This is a genomic window from Microbacterium candidum (genome assembly GCF_030315975.1).
GTDB classification, from domain to species: domain Bacteria; phylum Actinomycetota; class Actinomycetes; order Actinomycetales; family Microbacteriaceae; genus Microbacterium; species Microbacterium candidum.
Window position 1 is genome coordinate 1 of sequence record NZ_JASXSZ010000010.1, and the last position, 18,977, is coordinate 18,977.

16 protein-coding genes are annotated in these 18,977 nt (G+C 70.3%); 6 read left to right on the plus strand and 10 right to left on the minus strand.

Annotated elements, in window-relative coordinates; all coding sequences use genetic code 11:
* Positions 1–17: 17 nt before the first annotated feature.
* Complete coding sequence (locus QSV35_RS19665; RefSeq protein WP_286290695.1) at positions 18–1,253, minus strand: sugar ABC transporter substrate-binding protein; 1,236 nt, start codon at positions 1,251–1,253, stop codon at positions 18–20.
* Positions 1,254–1,661: 408 nt separating this feature from the next.
* Between QSV35_RS19665 and QSV35_RS19670 the strand changes: the two genes are divergently transcribed.
* A complete protein-coding gene (locus tag QSV35_RS19670; RefSeq protein WP_286290696.1) occupies positions 1,662–2,150 on the plus strand; it encodes a YajQ family cyclic di-GMP-binding protein in 489 nt (162 codons plus the stop codon).
* Between the two features lie 45 nt (positions 2,151–2,195).
* Positions 2,196–2,639, plus strand: coding sequence for an SRPBCC family protein (locus tag QSV35_RS19675; RefSeq protein WP_286290697.1), 444 nt, complete (start codon positions 2,196–2,198; stop codon positions 2,637–2,639).
* Between the two features lie 6 nt (positions 2,640–2,645).
* On the opposite strand, the gene QSV35_RS19680 is transcribed toward QSV35_RS19675, so the two are convergent.
* Complete coding sequence (locus tag QSV35_RS19680; protein ID WP_286290698.1) at positions 2,646–3,503, minus strand: transposase; 858 nt, start codon at positions 3,501–3,503, stop codon at positions 2,646–2,648.
* Positions 3,504–3,602: 99 nt separating this feature from the next.
* Positions 3,603–4,094, minus strand: coding sequence for a MarR family winged helix-turn-helix transcriptional regulator (locus QSV35_RS19685; RefSeq protein WP_286290699.1), 492 nt, complete (start codon positions 4,092–4,094; stop codon positions 3,603–3,605).
* Positions 4,095–4,134: 40 nt separating this feature from the next.
* On the opposite strand from QSV35_RS19685, the gene QSV35_RS19690 reads away from it, so the two are divergent.
* From QSV35_RS19690 to QSV35_RS19700, 3 genes are all read left to right on the plus strand, one after another.
* Positions 4,135–5,070 (plus strand): DMT family transporter, encoded by a 936-nt coding sequence (locus QSV35_RS19690; protein ID WP_286290700.1) that lies wholly within the window; start codon positions 4,135–4,137, stop codon positions 5,068–5,070.
* 31 nt (positions 5,071–5,101) lie between these two features.
* Positions 5,102–5,860, plus strand: coding sequence for a patatin-like phospholipase family protein (locus QSV35_RS19695; RefSeq protein WP_286290701.1), 759 nt, complete (start codon positions 5,102–5,104; stop codon positions 5,858–5,860).
* A 288-nt stretch (positions 5,861–6,148) separates the two neighbouring features.
* Positions 6,149–7,549, plus strand: a complete 1,401-nt coding sequence (locus tag QSV35_RS19700; RefSeq protein WP_286290786.1) for an MFS transporter — start codon at positions 6,149–6,151, stop codon at positions 7,547–7,549.
* A 351-nt stretch (positions 7,550–7,900) separates the two neighbouring features.
* Here the strand turns inward: QSV35_RS19700 and QSV35_RS19705 are convergent, their stop codons facing one another.
* The 7 genes from QSV35_RS19705 to QSV35_RS19735 all read right to left on the minus strand — a co-directional run bounded on the left by QSV35_RS19705 (position 7,901) and on the right by QSV35_RS19735 (position 17,403).
* A complete protein-coding gene (locus tag QSV35_RS19705) occupies positions 7,901–11,026 on the minus strand; it encodes an alpha-mannosidase (protein WP_286290702.1) in 3,126 nt (1,041 codons plus the stop codon).
* Between the two features lie 191 nt (positions 11,027–11,217).
* Positions 11,218–12,435 carry an ROK family transcriptional regulator gene (locus QSV35_RS19710; RefSeq protein WP_286290703.1) on the minus strand — a complete coding sequence of 406 codons (1,218 nt, stop codon included), beginning with the start codon at positions 12,433–12,435 and terminating at the stop codon, positions 11,218–11,220.
* Positions 12,436–12,461: 26 nt separating this feature from the next.
* Positions 12,462–13,442: an alpha/beta hydrolase gene (locus QSV35_RS19715; RefSeq protein ID WP_286290704.1), complete on the minus strand. Its 981-nt coding sequence runs from the start codon at positions 13,440–13,442 to the stop codon at positions 12,462–12,464.
* 6 nt (positions 13,443–13,448) lie between these two features.
* The gene (locus QSV35_RS19720; RefSeq protein WP_286290706.1) at positions 13,449–14,822 is read right to left on the minus strand and encodes an FAD-dependent oxidoreductase; all 1,374 of its coding nucleotides are present in this window, start codon (positions 14,820–14,822) and stop codon (positions 13,449–13,451) included.
* A gap of 15 nt (positions 14,823–14,837) precedes the next feature.
* On the minus strand, positions 14,838–15,899 hold the full coding sequence (locus tag QSV35_RS19725; protein WP_286290707.1) for a polyprenyl synthetase family protein: 1,062 nt from the start codon (positions 15,897–15,899) through the stop codon (positions 14,838–14,840).
* Positions 15,900–15,908: 9 nt separating this feature from the next.
* The gene (locus QSV35_RS19730; protein WP_286290708.1) at positions 15,909–16,652 is read right to left on the minus strand and encodes a demethylmenaquinone methyltransferase; all 744 of its coding nucleotides are present in this window, start codon (positions 16,650–16,652) and stop codon (positions 15,909–15,911) included.
* Between the two features lie 61 nt (positions 16,653–16,713).
* Positions 16,714–17,403: a TetR/AcrR family transcriptional regulator gene (locus QSV35_RS19735; RefSeq protein ID WP_286290710.1), complete on the minus strand. Its 690-nt coding sequence runs from the start codon at positions 17,401–17,403 to the stop codon at positions 16,714–16,716.
* 196 nt (positions 17,404–17,599) lie between these two features.
* Between QSV35_RS19735 and QSV35_RS19740 the strand changes: the two genes are divergently transcribed.
* Entirely contained in the window at positions 17,600–18,976 is a 1,377-nt protein-coding gene (locus tag QSV35_RS19740) for a flavin monoamine oxidase family protein (RefSeq protein WP_286290712.1), read from the plus strand.
* The last annotated feature ends 1 nt before the right edge of the window (position 18,977 follow it).

Sequence of the window (18,977 nt, forward strand, 5' to 3'; positions counted from 1 at the left end):
CCCGCCGTGGAGAGGGATCAGCCTGCGGCGACCTTGCCCTGGATGGACGTGGCCATCTGCTGCCACGTGGAGACGGCCTCGCCGCCCTTCATGATGGCGACCTCGGACTTGCCCCAGTCGTCCCACACGGCACCCATCTGGGGGATGCTCGGCATCGGGACGGCGTCGGCGCCGACCTTGGCGAAGCCCGCGATGATCGGGTCGGACTGCGCCGCGGTGAAGGCGGTCGTCAGTGCCGGCGGGCGACCGCCGGCCTTGTAGAGCTCGGTCTGGACGGCCTCGGTGCCGATGTAGTTCACGAGGAACTCGTTGGCGAGCAGCTGGTTCTTCGACTTGGCGCTGATGAAGAAGGCCTGAACGCCGGCGAACGGACGAGCGGGCTGGCCGCCGGCCGAGGGGATCGGGTCGATGGCGATCTTGATGCCCTTGGCCTGCGCATCCGGCACGTTCCACGGGCCGGTGATGAAGTAGGGCGACTCGCCCGCGTTGAAGGCGGCCTTCGCGAGGTCACCGGTCAGACCCGGCTTGAAGATGCCCGCGGCGCCCTGCTGGCCGAGCCACTTCGCGAAGTTCTTGCCCGCGTCGTCGCCGATGGTGAGCTTCGAGGCGTCGTACGAGCCGTCGGCGTTCTGCGCGAAGACCGCGGAGCCGAACGACGTCTGGAACGGGTACGTGTGATACGGGTCGCCCGCGGTCGCGTCGAGGCCGATGAGGAAGGGGTACTTGGCGCCGGAGGCCTTGCCCGCCGAGATCATCTCGTCGTACGTGGCCGGAGTCGGGTTCGGCGCGAGGGCGGTGTTGCGCATGATCGCGATGTTCTCGATCGCGTACGGGAGACCGTACTGCTTGCCGTCATACGTCACGGCCTGGATCGCGATCTTCTCGAAGTCGCCGGACTTCGAACCGAGCTCGATGGGCGCGACGACGCCGTTCTTGACGAAGCCGCCGATCCAGTCGTGGCCGCCGATGGTGATGTCGGGGCCCTTGCCGGTCGGGACCTGAGCGGTGAAGTCCTGCTGGATCTTCCCGTAGTCCTTGATGACCAGGTTGACCTTGACGCCCTTCTCCTTCTCGAAGGTGGCGGCGACGTCCTTCATGGCGGCGGCGCGGTTGGCGTCGACCCACACCGTGAGCGAGCCGCCCGAGGTCGGGGTGTTGGCAGCGTTGCTGCTGCCCGAGCACGCGGTGAGCGCGACGGCGCTGCCCGCGAGGAGCGCCACGAGACCGAGCACGCCCTTCTTGTTCACCTTCATCGGTGTTTGCCTCTCTGATCGGGAGATCGGGGCGGAAGAGCACGTGCGGCGGCTTCATCGACCCCGGAGCTGAATTGCAAGCGCTTACATTCTGACCGATGGCGCTGTTCTGCGCAAGAGCGAGTTCTGTCGAGATGCAGAATCGTGATGCTTGCATGCGCTTGCAAGCGGCTGATCGGTCGGCCCGGTGTCTCTGTCGTCCGTCGCAAGCGCTTTCGGGAGATGGATGCGGCGGCCTCTCCTCCTCGAGACGCGCGCTTCTGTCCACGACACCCGGCATCGCCACGCGTCCTGGACGGCGCAGGGCGTCTCGGCGAGGGACGGACGCGGAGTGCGCTCTTCGCCGTCACCGGACGCCCTTGGTCGAATCGACTCCGCTGGTCGAGCGCCCGCCGGTAGGGTGGGTGGATGGCTGACTCCTCGTTTGACATCGTCTCCAAGGTCGACCACCAGGAGGCCGACAACGCGCTCAACCAGGCCCGCAAGGAGATCGAGCAGCGTTACGACTTCAAGGGCACCGGCGCTTCGATCGAGTGGAGCGGCGAGGCCGTGCTCATCAAGGCGAACAGCGAGGAGCGCGCGAAGGCGGTGCTCGACGTGTTCCAGACGAAGCTCATCAAGCGCGGCATCTCGCTGAAGAGCCTCGAGTCGGGCGAGCCGCAGGCGAGCGGCAAGGAGTACCGCATCTCGTCGACCATCAAGGACGGCATCTCGTCGGAGAACGCGAAGAAGATCTCCAAGATCATCCGCGACGAGGGCCCCAAGTCGGTGAAGTCGCAGATCCAGGGCGACGAGCTGCGCGTGCAGTCGAAGTCGCGTGACGACCTGCAGGAGGTCCAGCGTCTGCTGAAGGCCGCCGATCTCGACGTCGACCTGCAGTTCGTCAACTACCGCTGATCTCGGCGAGCCGGCCGATGGGCCGAGAGGCACCAGGATGGGGCTGTGCCTTCGACCTTCACGATCGTCACCGAGACTCCGCATCCGGCCGAGGCGCTCTTCGACGTCTCCCTCGACATCGACGCCCACATGGCCTCCATGGCGGCATCCGGTGAGCGGGCCGTCGCCGGCGTGACATCCGGGCGGATCGGACTCGGCGAGACGGTCACGTGGCGCGCCCGCCACTTCGGCATCTGGTTCACGATGACGTCGAAGATCACGGCTCTCGACCGACCGCACTCGTTCGTCGACCAGCAGGCGCGCGGTCCGTTCAAGGTCTTCGTCCACGAGCACCGTTTCGAACCGCTCGCCGAGGGCTCACGGATGACCGATCGGCTCACGGTCGGCTCACCGATCTTCGGGCGCCTGGCGGAGCGGATGGTGCTGGTCCCCTACCTTCGACGCCTCATCCGGAAGCGCAACGCGCACCTTCTTGCCACGCTCGCCTGACTCCAGTCAGTGGCCGAGGGCCTTTCGGGCATCGTCGAGGGCGCGCTCGGCGGCGCTGAACGCGGCCTCGGCAGCAGACCGACGCGACTCGGCATCCGGCACGCGCGACTGGGCGTCGTCGAGCTTGGCGCGGACCTCCACGAGCCCCGCCTCGAGCTCCCGTTCGCGCCGGGACAGTTCCTCGATGCGGCGGGTGAGATCGAGCGCATCCCCGTCGGCCTTCGACTGGTCGCGCTTCGCGCGCAGCAGCGCTTGCTCGGCATCCCGCAGCCCGACTTCGGCCGCGCGCCGCTCCCGGCGCGCCTGCATCTCGTCCGTCGGCGGCGCGGCCGCCATGGGGGTCGGCGGGCCGCCGCCCACCACCGCGTCCAGATCGATCGCGACCCCCGAAGCCTCGAGCTCACGCACCAGTCGTCCGGAGGCCACGGCGGCAGCAGCATCCGCATCGAAGAACGCTGCGGCGATCGTCTGCCGCACAGCCTCAGCCGTCGACGGGGTCACCTGCCCGCCGCGCGCCGACGCCAGCGCCACGGCATCCCGCGCCAGCTGGTCGGTGAGCGCGCGGCGCTGCCTGCCGAGCTCGGCGAGGGCCGGGGCGTCGAGGTCGGCCTGCGCCTCGCGCAGCTCTGCAGCGAGCTGCAGCGCCTCGCCGAGTCGTGCCCCGCGCTCCTGCGCGAAGACGTCGACGATCCACGCGGCGACGGACGGCTTGCGCAGCGCACGGATCTGCGCCGCGAGCTCGCGGTCGTCGGCGTGCTTGGCCTGCGCGTTCCGGGCCGAGACGAACTCGTCCAGAGGGCCGGCGTAGAGCTCGGCCGCGATCCGCGCCAGCGCGGCGTCGGGCGCCACGTCACTCCCGGCCATCGGCCCTCCGATCTGCTCCGTGCGGGATGCGGGGGCTCGTCCCCCTCGACCCCCTCCGCCATCGCAGGCTATCGGTGCGCACCCCCGCACCGGCAAGAGCTACTCGAAGTGCGCCAGCCACTTCGTGAGCACCGCCTCGAGCCGCTCGCGATCCTCCGCCGGCAACAGGTCGAGGAGCCTGCGTTCGTTGGCCATGTGGTCGGCGAAGGCGGTGTCGATCACCTCGCGGCCGTGGGCGGTCAGCGCCACGACACGCCCGCGCGCATCGGCCTCGCTCGCGCGGCGTGTCACGAAGCCCTTCTGCTCGAGCCGGTCCAGGCGTTTGGTCATGCCGCCGGTCGTGATCATCGTGCGCTCGGCAAGCTCCCCCGCGCTCCACTCGTACGGTGCTCCGGCGCGACGCAGCGTGGCGAGCACGTCGAAGTCGCCTTCGGTCAGGCCGTGCTCGGCATACACGGCGACGAGCTCGTCCGTCAGGTGCCCGGCCAGCCGGTGGAGCCGCCCGATGACCCCCACCGCGGAGACATCGAGGTCCGGGCGCTCGCGCGCCCACTCGGCCTGGATGTGTGCGACTCGGTCGATCTCCGCCATGTCGGGAATATACCTTGCTTGGAAGCTATTGTTGTCTTCCATGGAAGATATCCGCAGATGGATGCCGGTCGCCGCCATCGCGCCGATCGCCTGGGGCAGCACCTACTTCGTCACACGGGAGTTCCTTCCCGACGAGCCCCTGTGGGGCGCCGCGATCCGCGCTCTTCCGGCGGGGCTGATCCTCCTCGCCCTCGTGCGCCGGATGCCGCGCGGCTCCTGGTGGTGGAAGTCGTTCGTGCTCGGCACGCTGAACGTCGGCGCGTTCTTCGTCCTCGTCTACGCGGCCGCGCAGCTGCTGCCCGCGAGCATCGCCTCGACGATCATGGCCTTCTCCCCCGTGACCCTCGCGCTCGTCGCGTGGCTGCTCGTGCACGAGCGGCCGAACATCGCCCGCCTCGCGGGTGCCGCCATCGGCGTCGCAGGGGTGGCTCTCATGCTGCTGGGCGGAGGCGGCACCATCAACATGACGGGCGTCCTGGCATCCATCGCCGCGATGATCATGTCATCGTTCGGATTCATCCTCGCGAAGCGATGGAACCAGGATGTCGACGTCCTCGCGTCGACCGCCTGGCAGCTGGCCGCCGGCGGACTCATGCTGCTGCCGGTCGCGGCACTGCTGGAATGGCCGCCTCCGACGGTCGACGGTCAGGCCGTCGTCGCGTACGCCTACCTGACGTTGATCGCCACGGCGCTGGCCTACGTGACGTGGTTCTCCGCGCTCAAGCATCTGCGCGGAGACACGGTCGGACTCATCGGTCTGCTCAATCCCGTCGCCGGCGTGCTGCTCGGCGTCCTCGTCGCAGGCGACGTCCTCGGACCTCGGCAGTGGGCCGGCCTCACCCTCGTCCTCGTCGGCATCGCGGCACCGCTCGCCTTCCGAAGGTCGCCCACGAGCCCGCTCACAGCGGCGGCGAGGTCCGCTGATGGCGTTCCCGCATCGTCTGGTCAGCGCGTGCACAGGCGTGGAGTGTTCTAATTCTCGGAATGCCCCGACGACTGGAGAACCCGTGACCGACGACCCGACCCTCGGCCTCACGCTCGGTGGTGGCGGCGCGTACGGGGCCGCGCACGCGGGCGTCCTGCAGGTGCTCGAGGAGCGCGGGATCCGCCCCGGCATCGTCACCGGTACGAGCGCCGGCGCGCTCGTCGCCGCGGCCTATGCCTCGGGTCTCGACGCTGACGTGATCGAGGACGCCACCCGCGGTTTCCGCTGGGGCGCCATCGCGCGCTGGTCGCTCCGCCCGCGCTGGGGACTCCTCGACACGCACGCGGTGACGGATGCGGTGCACCGCATCCTCGGACACGACCCTCTCATCGAGGACCTCGACCGCCGATTCGGCGCGTATGCGACCGACCTGCGCACGCGCCGCGGCGTCATCCTCGACTCCGGTCCGCTGAGCACGGCGCTCCGCTCGACGATCGCGGTGCCCGGTCTCCTGCCTCCCGTGCGCCACGGCGCGGCGCTGCTCGCCGACGGCGGCATGATCGACAACGTCCCGGAGACGGCGACCCGCGCGCTCGGAGCCGAGCGGACGATCGTCGTCCGCCTGCACGCGAAGTGGGAGAACGTGCGGATGATGCGCACCGTCACCCGCACCGCCGACCTCGTCGAGGACCCCTCGGTCGTGCTGATCCAGCCCGAGATGGAGCGGATGGCGCAGTGGACGATGTCCGACGTGCCCCGACTCATCGACGAGGGCCGCCGTGCGGCCGAGCAGGCACTGGATGCCGCCGACCTGCACGAGAGCTTCCTGCTCGCCGCCTAGGAGCCCGGCGGGGCGTCGTCTGCATCTCCACGCTCCCGAACGGGAACGGGAAGGAGAACGTGTTCGGTCCCGTCGGCGTCCAATCGCCGATCGGGATCATGAAGAACCACACCTGGGCGACCACGATCGACACCACGACGAGGATGCCGATAGCCGCGGCCGTCCGGTCCGGGCCGGACGATTCGGCGTCAAGAGCCGGGAATACCCTGGGAACCGGCCGGGGTTGCACTCGGGGTGGCGAACGACATCGGTCTGAGATCTGAACGCGGTGCGATCCTTCTGGCGGTGATGATGGCGACGGGCCTCGTCGCCATCGATTCGACGATCATCGCGACGGCGGTCCCGTCGATCGTGAGCGACCTCGGCTCGTTCTCATCGTTCCCGTGGCTGTTCTCGGTCTATCTGCTGACGTCTGCGGTCACCGTTCCGGTCTACTCGAAGCTCGCGGACACCATCGGCCGCCGACCGGTACTGCTCTTCGGCATCGCTGTCTTCCTCGCCGGCTCCATCGTCGCGGGCGTCGCCTGGAGCATGCCGATCCTGATCATCGCTCGCGCGATCCAGGGCATCGGGGCGGGCGCCATCCTGCCGCTTTCGATCACGATCGTCGGCGACATCTACACGATCGAGGAACGCGCCCGCGTGCAGGGCTACATCGCGAGCGTGTGGGCGATCGCCGCGGTCGTCGGACCGACGCTCGGCGGCGTCTTCGCCCAGCTCGGGATCTGGCGCGGCATCTTCCTCGTCAACATCCCCCTCTGCATCGCCGCTGCCTGGCTCGTCATCCGCAACTTCCGCGAGACCGTGGAGAAGCGATCGCACCGCATCGACTACGCGGGCGCGGCACTTCTGACGGCCTCTATGACGCTCGTCATGCTGGGCGTCCTCGAGGGCGGCACGGCGTGGGCGTGGAACTCACCCGCGAGCATCGCGATCTTCGGTGCCGGCGCGGTGCTGCTGGTCGTCTTCCTGCTCGTCGAGCGGCGCGCGACGGAGCCGGTCCTGCCGCTGCATCTCTTCCAGCGCCGCATCATCTCGTCGACGACCGTCCTCGGCTTCGGGATCGGCGTCGGGCTCGTCGGGCTCACGGCGTTCATCCCGACGTACCTCGAGGTCGGCACCGGCGCGTCGCCCCTCGTGGCGGGCCTGGCCCTCGCGACCTTCACGATCGGCTGGCCGATCGCCGCTTCGCTCGCCGGGCGCTTCTACCTGCGGATCGGCTTCCGCACGACGACGATCATGGGCGGCGTCATCGTCGTCGCAGGAACCGTCGTGCTGGCCCTGCTGGCGCCGCATCCATCCATCGCCCTCGTCGCGATCAGCTGCTTCTTCATCGGCGCCGGATTCGGCTTCGCAGCCGTCCCCAGCCTCGTCGCCGCCCAGGCGAGCGTCGACTGGAACGAGCGCGGCGTCGTCACCGGATCGAACATGTTCGCCCGCTCGCTCGGCCAGTCGATGGGCGCGGCCGTGCTCGGCGCGATCGCGAACTCGATCATCGCGGGCATGGGCGGCAACGCGCACGACGCGCACACCATCGTGACGGCGTCCGTCGCGGTCTTCATCGCAGTCGCGGTGATCGCCGTCGGCATCCTGCTGTCGGCGATCTGGATGCCGCGGGTCGTCAAGGTCGTCCCGGTCGTCCTGGAGCCGGCGACGGATGCCACGGGCCCGCTGCCGACCGCGGGCTGACGCTCCTCGGAGCTCACCGCGTTTCGACTCGCTCCGCTCGCTCAACGACCCGCGAAGGGGAACTGCCCGCGACGGTCGTTGAGCGAGCGAGGAACGAGCGAGACGAAACGCAGCGGCACCTCGAGATCGGCTCACCGCGTTTCGACGCGCTCCGCTCGCTCAACGACCGGCGGCGAAGGGGAACTGTCCGCGCGGGTCGTTGAGCGAGCGAGGAACGAGCGAGACGAAACGCAAGGAGGCCGCGAGATCGGCTCACCGCGTTTCGACGCGCTCCGCTCGCTCAACGACCGGCGGCGAAGGGAGATGCCCTGGGGTACGACGCCTCGACGAGCTCGGCGACCGGGGTGAGTGTCAGGCGCGGCGGGCGCGCAGCGTGACGATCTGGAACGGCCGCAGCGACACGTCGATGGCGGACCCGTCCGACGCCGACGCCACAGGGTCTTCCAGGAGGTCGGTCGCGACCACCGACACGACGTCGGCGTCGAAGACGATGGATGCCTCCGCCCTCCGCCCGTACGCCTCGTACAGCCGGACGACCAGGTCGCCTGAGCGGTCCTCCGCGAGCTTGACGGACTCGACCAGCACGCCTGGGCCCACGCGCCCGGAGGCTCCGGACGACGCGCCAGCGGCGTCTGGAGAAGGCGTGGGGACGCCGTCGACGCGCACGATCGGCGCCACGACGGCGCCCGCGGTGCGGCGTCCGAGGTTGAGGCGATAGCCCTCGGCGACGGCCTCCGGGATGCCCGCGCCGACCGTCAGCGTCGACCGGAACACGTGCGCGCCCTGATCGGCCTCGGGGTCGGGGAAGAGCGGCGCCCGCAGCAGCGACTGACGCACGAGCGTCGTGGTGCCGCCGCCCGCGCGGGCGTGACGCGTGACGTCGTGACCGTAGCTGGCGTCGTTGGCGACGGCTGCCCCGAATCCGGGTTCGCCGACGTGCACCCAGCGGTGCGCGCTCGTCTCGAACCGCGCTTCGTCCCAGGACGTGTTGCGGGTGATCGGCCGCACGACATGCCCGAACTGGACTTCAGAGGTCGCCGTGGTGGTGTGGATGTCGAGCGGGAACGCGAGCTTCAGTAGCCGCTGCCGCTCGTGCCAATCCACCTCGGTCGTGATCGAGATGCGCGCCGACCCGGCGGAGACGGCGAACTCCTGCAGCACGCGCGAGTCGCCGAACTGCCGGGCGACCTGCACAGCGACGCGGTGCGGGGTGTCTTCGGTGACGGCGAGCGAGACGACGGATGCCACGACCTCGCCGTGGCGACGGTAGTTCTCGTCGACGTCCCACGCATCCCACTGCGCGGGCGTGTCACGGAACACCTGCAGCTCCCCCGCGGCTTCGCCGGGAGCGATCGCCTCGCGGCCGGTCGCCGCATCCACCGCCGACACGATGCGTCCCGATGCATCGAGGACGAAACGGGCGAGATCCGTGGAGAGCACCAGCCTGTCGCCGTCGCGCTCGAGCCGGGCGTCGTCGGCCACGACGGCCGCTCCGGCGCCCAGCGCGGGAACACCGGCCACCGCGAACGGGCTCGCGTTGAACCACCCGGCACCGTCTTCCGGCGCCGCGGCTTCGAGCGCCTCGAGGGCCCCCTCGATGACCCGTTCCAGCGCCGCCTCGACGCGCGCGTAGCCTGCCTCGGCCTCGCGGTGCACCCACGCGATCGACGAGCCCGGCAGGATGTCGTGGAACTGCTGCAGCAGCACGACCCGCCACGCCTCGTCCAGGACGTCGTACGGATAGTCGAAGCCCGCGCGTACATGGGCGGTCGTCGCCCACAGCTCCGCTTCGCGCAGCAGGTGCTCGCAGCGCCGGTTGCCGCGCTTCGTGCGGGCCTGCGACGTGTACGTTCCGCGGTGGAACTCGAGGTAGAGCTCCCCCGCCCACACCGGCGGATGCGGGTACTCGGCGCGTGCGCTCTCGAAGAACTCCTCGGGACCTGTGAGCTCGACGCGCGGCGATCCCTCGAGCGATTCGGTGCGGGCGGCCGCGGCGAGCATCTCCCGAGTAGGGCCCCCACCGCCGTCACCGAAGCCGAACGGGACGAGGGACGAGTTCGCGGCGCCCTTCTCCGCGTACTGGCGCTCGGCGCGCGCGAGGTCGGCGGCCGACAGATCCGAGGAGTAGGTGTCGACGGGCGGGAAGTGCGTGAACACGCGCGTGCCGTCGATGCCCTCCCACTCGAACGTGTGGTGCGGGAACCTGTTCGTCTCGTTCCACGAGATCTTCTGGGTGAGGAACGACCGGAGGCCGGCGCCCTCGAGGATCTGCGGCAACGCGCCGGTGTACCCGAACGAATCGGGAAGCCATCCGACGGACGCGCGGCGCCCGAACGCCCGCTCGAAGTACCTCTGGCCGCGTACGAACTGGCGCACGAGCGCTTCGCCGCCGGGCAGATTGGTGTCGGACTCGACCCACATGCCGCCGACGGGCACGAACCGGCCTTCCGCGACGCGCTCGGCGAGGCGGGCGAACAGGTCGGGGTAACGCTCCTCGATCCACGCGTACTGCTGCGCGGACGAGCACGCGAACGTGAACCGCGGATCGGCGTCCATGAGATCGAGGACGTTCGAGAACGTGCGGGCGCACTTGCGGACGGTCTCCCGCGTCGGCCACAGCCACGCCGAGTCGATGTGCGCGTGGCCGACAGCCGCGATGCGGTGCGCGCTGGCGTTCGCGGGAGCGGCGAGCGCCGGTGCGAGCGCGGCCCGGGCGGCGGACGCCGTGCCCGCGACGTCGTGCGGATCAGTCGCGTCGACGGCCCGCTCCAGAGCCCGGAGGATCTCCGCGGCACGAGGAGACGTGGCCGGCAGCTGGTCGTACAGCCCGCGGAGGGCCGCAGCATCCTGAGCCAGCTCCCACACCTCGCGGGAGCGCAGCACGATGTCGGCGCGGCGGAACACGTAGAGCGGCGCCGTGCCTGCCGTCGTCTTGTCGCCGAGCGGCGACGGCGCGAACGTCCAGTCACCGGCGATATCGGGGTTGGAGGCCGCCTCGACGTAGATGTCGATGTCCGCGCTGCACACGGGGACGTGCGTGTTGCGCGGCTCGAGGGCCTTCACGATGCGACCGTGCGGCGTGAAGACGAGCCCCTCGGCCTGGAATCCCGGCTGGGCCGTCTGGAAGCCGAGGTCGATCGCAAGCTCGACCCTCTGCCCCGTATGCCCCGCGGCCACGTGTCCTACGGCTCCGCGCGACGCCTGACCGGCCCCCGGAGACATCTGCGGCACGGTCCAGCCCTCGGGAACCTGTCCGCGCAGACGGAACCAGGTCGTGCCCCACGGCTTGCCCCACGCCGTACCGACCGCGAACGGCGCGAACTCCTGTGCGACGGCCTCGGAGAACGGCACGGGCTCGTCGGGCGCCAACCACGCCGACACCTCGAGCGGCACGGCGGCTCGCTCGACTCCGGGCGCGACGCGCTCCCGGAGGAAACGGTCGATGCGCGCCAGGACGAGCGCGGAGTCGTCGAACATCGGGTCCCTTCCGTCGCGCAGCCAGCGGGAGGCTGCGATATCGGGCGGGAATGCCCATCCCCCCGATGGTTCTGCGCTGCCCACCCATCCTCACAAAGAGGGGGACGCAACGCGCGCAGACCCGCCCGACACCGCGTGTTCTTGCTTCCGAAGCAATGCTACAGCGATTAGACGAATTAGGGAAGGGTTCGTCAGTGCGTGATGAGAAGCCCCTCAGGCCGCGGCGAGAAGGCGTGATCGAGGACCAGGGCCGCCGCGCCGACGGCGGCGACATCGTCGCCGAAGTCCGACGTCGTGAACTCGATCTCGTGCGGCACGACAAGGAGCGGATTGTCGTGGACGCGCCCTGGGACGCGGTCGAGCAGGAACCCGCTCGCCACACCGAAGAACGGGCCGCCGAAGACGACACGGTCGACGTCGAGCAGGTTGACGAGCTGCACGAGCCCGACCGCGATGTCGTCGGCGGCCGCATCCATGATCGCGACGGCTGCGGGATCGCCGCCGTCCGCGGCCTGCACGAGCTGCGAGAACAGCGCCCGGATCTCCTCAGTGCCGAGCGGTCCCGGCTCGTGCTGCAGCACGCCGGCCGCCATCGCGGCATCCACGAGCACGCTCGGCATGGCCGAGATCCCGACGCGGCGCACGTGACCGTCCGTCACGCCGACGGCGAGGGCGGCGACGTCACCGGCGTTGCCGGAGACACCGCGGATGACCTCGTTGCGCAGGATCACGCCGGTGCCGAGGCCTGTCCCGTAGTACAGGAACAGGGTGTTGCGATCGTCGGACGCGCCGGCGCCGGCCCACAGCTCGGCGACGGCCGCCGCCGTGACGTCCTTCTCGAGGAGGACCGGGATGTCGAGGGCATCCGCGAGGTCGTCGCGGATCGCGACATCCCTCCAGCCGTGGAGGAGCGGCGGGTTCAGCACCGTGCCCGCCTCGAGGTCGATCGGGCCCGGGGCCGCCACGCCCACGCCCATGACGCGCTGCGCGTCGACGGCGGACTCGGCGATGAGCTCTCGGACGACCTCCGCGATGCGCGCGATCGTCGAGGGCGCCTCCCCCGAAGCCGGCGTCGGGATCGTTCGGTCGGCGACGACGCGCGACGCGAGGTCGAGCAGGACGAGGGTGATGACCGTCGGGTCGAGGTGCACCCCGACCGCGAAGCGGCCCTGCGGCTCGAGGCGCAGGATCGTGCGGGGCTTGCCCACTCCGGACGGCACGGTGCCGGCGTCGACGATGAAACCCTCGTCGAGCAGCCGTCGCGTGACGTTCGAGACCGTCTGCGGGCTCAGCCCGGTGCGCTCGGCCAGCTCGACGCGGCTGACGCCGTCCGGCGACCGGCGCACAGCATCCAGGATCACAGCCTGGTTGTACCCGCCCACAGCGGGCAGATTGGCTCCTGCCTGCATGCGACCTCCCCGTCGTTGCGTTGACACTATCGCGCGGAATGCGCCAGTCCGCATACCCAACGCTCGACTATTTCATAGGCGCGCGCCCGCGGCTGCTCGCGCGACAGGAAAACGTCGTGGATCGCACCCTCGATACGGCCCACTGTGACGACCTCGCCGAGCTTCAGGGACGCCCGCGCGATGTCGTCGACGACGAGCACGGAGTCGGCGGACGTCATGTCCTCCGTCCACGTGAACGGCGAGGAGCTGCGGGCCGAGACGAGCACGAGGATAGGGCAATCGAGCGTGAGTCCCGCCGCCACCTTGGCGTGTCCGGCCAGGATGGCGCGCAGCCACCCTGGGCGCGTCGTGAAGCCCCGGCCGGGCCGCCAGTCCTCGCGATACCCGAGCGTCGGGATCGCCCCGATCTCGCGCTGTGCGCGGGTGTAGAACCCGTAGTCGACCTCGGGCTGGGCCGCGCGCGGGTCCAGCCGCGCCACCGCGCTCACGAACGGTGCGAGGGCCTGCCGTCCGAGCGACCCGATCTGGAGCTCGAGCCACGGGGAGTTGAGGATGACGGCGTCCGCCGCGCCCGCGTGCCGGTCCGCCCACAGCGAGAGGACCAGACCGCCTGTCGAATGCCCCTGCAGGATGAGGCGTCGGCTCTCACGCGGACCCATCGCCTCGAGCGCCGCATCGACGTCCTCGTCGTAGGTTCGGAGCGACTCGATGTCGCCGGGCGTCTGACCGTCGCGCAGGCTCCGTCCGTACTTGCGCAGGTCCAGGGCGTGGAAACGAGCGCCCAGGCGCGTCCAGAACCGGGCGACGTCGGCCTGGAAGAAGTAGTCCGACCAGCCGTGCACGTACAGCACGTCGACGCCGGCGAGCGGGCCGGTGCGTCCGCGCCACCAACCCGGGAGGCAGCGGACGATCGTCGCGACGACCGGGCCCTCGTCATCCGTCCCCAGCTCGAGAGTGCGCTGCTGGAACGGACCGCCGAGGATGTCGGGCACCCAGTCGCCGGCCACGGCGGCCTACTCGGAGCGGGATGCGGCGAGCATCTCCTCGCGCGGGACGACCTTGATGCGCGCGCGCTCCTGCGCGACGCCCAGCGACATCTCGTGGGCGTCGAGGCGGTGCCAGCCGTCGAGGTCGGTCCACTCGATGCCGCGCTCGCGCAGCAGGGCGGGGATCGCCGCTTCGGACGCATCCTCCGGGTCCCACCACGTGCCCTGGCCGTTGATCAGGTGACGGATCGTCTCCATCGCGTCGGACTTCGTGTGGCCGATGAGCCCCACGGGGCCGCGCTTGATCCAGCCGGTCGCGTACACGCCGGGCACGCGCTCGTTGGAGTCCTTGCTCAGCACCTGGCCCTCGCGGTTCGGGATGACGCCGTGCCGCTTGTCGAAGGGGACGCCGGGAAGGGGCGAGCCGAAGTAGCCGACGGCGCGGTAGATCGCCTGCATGGGCACCTCGCGGAGCTCCCCGGTGCCGACGACGCCGCCCTGCCCGTCCGGACGCGTGCGCTCGTACACGAGCGCGGACACGCGGCCGGAGTCGTCGCGCCTCACCTCGACCGGCTTCGCGTAGAAGTGCAGATGGAGGCGACGGGATGCCTCGCCCCCGGTGCCGTTCGCTGCGGGACGCTGGCGCCACGACTGCAGGACGCGGTCGATGACCATGACCTGCTTGTTGCTCGTGATCGCGGCACGGGCAGCCTCGTCGTAGTCGAAGTCCTCGTCGTAGACGACCATGTCGACGTCGCGCAGCTCGCCGAGCTCGCGGAGCTCGAGCGGGGTGAACTTGACGTTCGCCGGCCCGCGGCGCCCGAACACGTGCACGTCGGTGATCTCGCTCGCCGCGAGCCCGTCGTAGACGTTCGCGGGGATCTCCGTGGGCAGCAGGTCGTCCGCGTGCTTCGCGAGCATGCGCGCGACGTCGAGCGCGACGTTGCCGTTGCCGATGACGCCCACGGAGGCGGCATCCAGCGGCCACTCGCGCGGGAAGTCGGGGTGGCCGTCGTACCAGCTGACGAAGTCCGCCGCCCCGTACGACGCCTCGGAGTCGATGCCGGGGATGGCCAGGTCAGCGTCCTTGATCGCCCCGGTCGCGAAGATCACGGCGTTGTAGTGGCGCTTGAGGTCGTCGAGCGTGATGTCGGTGCCGAAGCGCACGTTGCCGAAGATGCGGATGTCGCCGCGGTCGAGGACTTCGCGCAGCGCCGTGATGATGCCCTTGATGCGCGGGTGGTCGGGCGCCACGCCGTAGCGAACCAGGCCGTAGGGCGCAGGCAGCTGATCGAACAGGTCGATCGAGACGTCGAACTTGCGCTCGGCCTTCAGCAGGATGTCGGCGGCGTAGATGCCCGCGGGGCCCGCCCCCACGATGGCCAGTCTGAGCTTGGTCATGTGTTCCTTCGGGTGTCAGCTCGATCGGTCGGCGACGGCCTCGGCGAAGAGCGTGAGCGCCTCGCGGACCGGTCCTTCCGGGAGAGGGGCGATCGCCGCGATCGCGCGCTTCGACCACTCGTTGGCGAGCGCGAGTGTCTGCGCGGTCGCCTCGTCGTCGCGCAGGGCGGTGAGATCGGCGTCGAGGATCGCGGAGTCGGCGCCCTCGGCGATGCGCGCGACGCCCTCGTCGATGCGCGCGCGCAGGGCTGCGGCCGCGGCATCCGTCCGCTGCGACAGCAGCAGGTACGGCATCGTGGGCACACCGGCGCGCAGGTCGGTCCCGGGAACCTTCCCGGTCTCGTCGGGGTCGTTCGAGAGGTCGATCACGTCGTCGAGCAGCTGGAAGGCGATGCCCGCCGCCTCGCCGAAGTCGAGCAGCGGCTGCGCGAACTCCTCGGGGCCGTTCGAGAACAGGACGCCGGCCTGCGCGGCCGCCGCGATGAGGGAGCCGGTCTTGTCGGAGAGCACCTGGATGTAGAACGCCACCGGGTCGTCGCCCTCGCGCGGGCCGACCGTCTCGTGCATCTGTCCGAGGACGAGCCGCTCGAAGGTGTCGGCCTGCAGGCGGATCGCCCGCTCGCCGTGGCGCGCCATGATCTGGCTCGAGCGCGAGAAGAGCAGATCGCCGGTCAGGATCGCGACGTTGTTGCCCCAGACCTCGTGGGCGCTCGGGACGCCGCGGCGCACGTCCGCGTCATCCATCACGTCGTCGTGGTACAGGGACCCGAGGTGGGTGAGCTCGAGCGCTGTCGCACCCTCGATGACGGCGTCCGTCGGCCCGTCGCCCAGCATCGACGCGATGATCGCGAGCATCGGGCGGACGCGCTTGCCGCCCGCCTCGTACAGGTAGCGGCTCGCTGCATCCGCGACCGGGTCGGCCACGGTGAGCTCTTCCGCGAGCTTCTTCTCGACGCGGGTGAGGGCCTCTTCGACCGTCTTGAGCAGACGACGCGACCGCACGCCCGCGAAGACGCGATCGGTGAGCCCCAGCCGGCCGGCGATGTGCGAGCCGGGCAGGGAAGGGCGCGGAGTCACGATCCCAGCCTACCGATCGCGCTCCGACCCTGCGGCCCGCGCGGGTTTCACAGCGCGGTGCAGGGCGACGATGCCGAAGGTGAGGTCGCGGTACGCGACATCCGTCCACCCGGCGTTCCGGATGCGGGCCATGAGCGCCCGCTGCGCCGGCCAGTCGCGGATCGACTCGTTGAGGTAGTCGTACGCCTCGGCGTTCGAGCTCACGAACTTGGCGACGACCGGGAGGATGCGATTGTTGTAGAACGCGTACAGCGCGCCGAACGCGCGGGAGCGCGGGTGGGAGAACTCGCAGATGAGGAGGCGCCCGCCGGGCTTCGCGACCCGCCTCATCTCCTGGAGCGCCTTGTCGACGTCGACGACGTTGCGCAGGCCGAACGAGATCGTGACGACGTCGAACTCGTCGTCGTCGAACGGAAGGGCCGTCGCATCCGCCTCGACGAACGAGAGGTTCGGGATGTCGCCGTGCCGGCGCCGTCCCTCCGCGATCATGCCCGGCGAGAAGTCGCCCGCGACGACCTCGGCTCCGCTGCGGGCGAGCGAGACGCTGGACGCGCCTGTGCCGGCAGCCAGGTCGAGGATGCGCTCACCAGACCGCGGGTCGATGGCGTTGCGGACGGCGATGCGCCACAGACGGTCCTGGCCGAGGCTCAGGATGTCGTTCGTCCGGTCGTAGGCCGCAGCGACCTCGTCGAACATCCCGCTGACGCGCTTCGGGTCCTTGTGCAGGTCGGCGCGATTCGGCTCGTGGCTCACGGTTCGAGTCTATTCAGCGCGGTGCGCCCGGCTGTGCTGGGCGCGGGACGCTCGGCCGCGGTCAGCGCGGTGCGCCCGGCCAGCCGCGGCCGGACCCCCACACCTGGTGGAGGCCCGTGAGGATCGCCTCCACCCCCAGCCGGAAGAGGGCGTCGCGGGGTCGCTCGCCGCGGTCCTCGACGGATGCGGAGAACGCGGCGTACGTGCGGGCGAGCAGCGGCTCCCGCGCCGAGCTGCCCGGCGCATACACGTCGTCCGGCGAGGGCGAGTCCAGAGCGGCGCCGAAGATGTAGGTCTCGAGGACGCTCATCGAGCCGATGATGCTCTCCTCGGGCCAGCCCGCCGCAGCGAAGCCGGCGATGACGCGCTGGTACATGAGCGACGTGTGCGGGGTCTGCGCGAGCGGCACCTCGACGATGACCGGGACGAGCTCGGGCTGCGCGCGCAGGAGGAGCAGATAGCTCCACGCCCAGCGGCTGAGAGCCTCGCGCAGCGGGAGCGTGCCGAACCCGGACGTGTCGAGTCCCGCGGCGAACCGCTCCTGGACGGCGGCGAGGAGCGCGTCGCGCGAGGGGACGTGGTGGTAGAGCGCACTGGGCGTCACGCCGAGTCGGGCGGCGACCCCGCGCATCGTGAGGCCGCGCAGGCCGTCCTTCTTCAGCACGGCGAGCGCCGCATCCGTGATGCGGTCGACATCGAGGACGCGCTCACGCGGTCTGCCGCGGGCGCGGCGCGCTGAGGGGTCGATCATGGGCTCCATAAATGAACAGTGGATGCGTTGCATCCACGATCATTCTGGTGCTGTTGCGACTGAAATTGAATATGGAGGCATCATCGCTCGCCGCTCGGCCCTCGCGGTTCCTACCATCGTCGGGCCGGGGCGACGCCGATGCCGCCGGTGAGGGCCGACGCACCGCAGCGTCGCCCCGCGCACGAAAGGACCTCCCGTGTCGTCAGCCTCCGCATCCATCGAACTCGATCGCGACGTCGTCGTCATCGGAGCCGGCATCAGCGGCCTCATGACCGCGCGCCGCCTCGCCGAAGCGGGCCACACCGTGGCGGTGCTCGAGGCGCGCGACCGCGTCGGCGGGCGCACGTGGTCGGACACGATCGACGGCTCGTTCTTCGAGATCGGCGGCCAGTGGGTCTCGAGCGACCAGGAGGCGCTCAAGGCGCTGCTCGTCGAGCTCGGCAAGGAGACGTTCGAGCGCTACCGCGACGGAGACTCGGTCTACATCGCGCGCGACGGCGAGCGCCGGCTCTTCCAGGGCGACTTCCCGGTCTCGGCCTCGACGCTGGCGGAGATCGACCGGCTCGTGAAGGCTCTGGATGCATTGGCCGCGGAGATGGATGTCGCCGCCCCGTGGGCGCACCCTCGTGCCGCCGAGCTCGACGCCATCCAGTTCGGAACGTGGCTCGCGTCGGAGTCGGCTGACGAGGAGGCGTGCCGGATCGTCGACCACTACATCGCCGCGGGCATGCTCACCAAGCGCTCGCACACGTTCTCGGTGCTCCAGGCGATGCTGATGGTCGCCTCCGCGGAGACGTTCGAGAACCTCATCGACGAAGGCATCCTGCTCGACGCCCGCGTCGTGGGCGGCATGCAGTCCGTCTCCGAGCAGATCGCCGACGAACTCGGTCAGGATGTCGTGCACCTGTCGACCCCTGTGCGCCGCGTCGCGTGGTCGTCCGACTCGGTCGTGGCCTACGGCGAAGGTGTGACCGTCCGCGCTCAGTACGCCGTCGTGGCCGTGCCGCCGCCGCTCTACTCGACGATCGAGTACACGCCCGCACTCCCCCGCCCGCGGCTCATCGCGCACCAGCACCAGTCGATGGGACTCGTCATCAAGGCGCAGGCCGCGTACGAGACGCCGTTCTGGCGCGAGGCCGGCCTGTCCGGCACCGGATTCGCGTCGCACGAGGTCGTCTGCGAGGTGTACGACAACACGACCCTGCACGAGGACCGCGGGACGCTCGTCGGCTTCATCGTCAGCGAGCGCGCGGAGGAGATCTGGGCGCTGGAGCCGGATGCGCGTCGTCGTGCCGTTCTCGACTCGTTCGCGGCGTACTTCGGTGAGGCCGCGCTCGAACCGGTCGCGTTCTACCTGTCGGACTGGGGTGCCGAGGAGTGGACGCGCGGCGCCTACGCGTCGAGCTACGAGCTCGGAGCGCTCAGCCGCTGGGGCCACCTGCAGAACGAGCCCGTCGGCCCGATCCACTTCGCGAGCTCGGACATCCAGGGCGCCGGCTACATGCACGTCGACGGCGGCGTGCGCATCGGAGATGCGACGGCCAAGCGCATCTCCGCGGAACTGCGCGCGTAGC

Coding starts and splice junctions, on each gene's coding strand:
- QSV35_RS19670 (WP_286290696.1), top strand. CDS start 1,662: ATGGCTGACTCCTCGTTTGACATCGTCTCCAAGGTCGACCACCAGGAG.
- QSV35_RS19665 (WP_286290695.1), bottom strand. CDS start 1,253: ATGAAGGTGAACAAGAAGGGCGTGCTCGGTCTCGTGGCGCTCCTCGCG.
- QSV35_RS19680 (WP_286290698.1), bottom strand. CDS start 3,503: ATGGCCGGGAGTGACGTGGCGCCCGACGCCGCGCTGGCGCGGATCGCG.
- QSV35_RS19690 (WP_286290700.1), top strand. CDS start 4,135: ATGGAAGATATCCGCAGATGGATGCCGGTCGCCGCCATCGCGCCGATC.
- QSV35_RS19735 (WP_286290710.1), bottom strand. CDS start 17,403: ATGATCGACCCCTCAGCGCGCCGCGCCCGCGGCAGACCGCGTGAGCGC.
- QSV35_RS19710 (WP_286290703.1), bottom strand. CDS start 12,435: ATGCAGGCAGGAGCCAATCTGCCCGCTGTGGGCGGGTACAACCAGGCT.
- QSV35_RS19720 (WP_286290706.1), bottom strand. CDS start 14,822: ATGACCAAGCTCAGACTGGCCATCGTGGGGGCGGGCCCCGCGGGCATC.
- QSV35_RS19685 (WP_286290699.1), bottom strand. CDS start 4,094: ATGGCGGAGATCGACCGAGTCGCACACATCCAGGCCGAGTGGGCGCGC.
- QSV35_RS19705 (WP_286290702.1), bottom strand. CDS start 11,026: ATGTTCGACGACTCCGCGCTCGTCCTGGCGCGCATCGACCGTTTCCTC.
- QSV35_RS19700 (WP_286290786.1), top strand. CDS start 6,149: ATGATGGCGACGGGCCTCGTCGCCATCGATTCGACGATCATCGCGACG.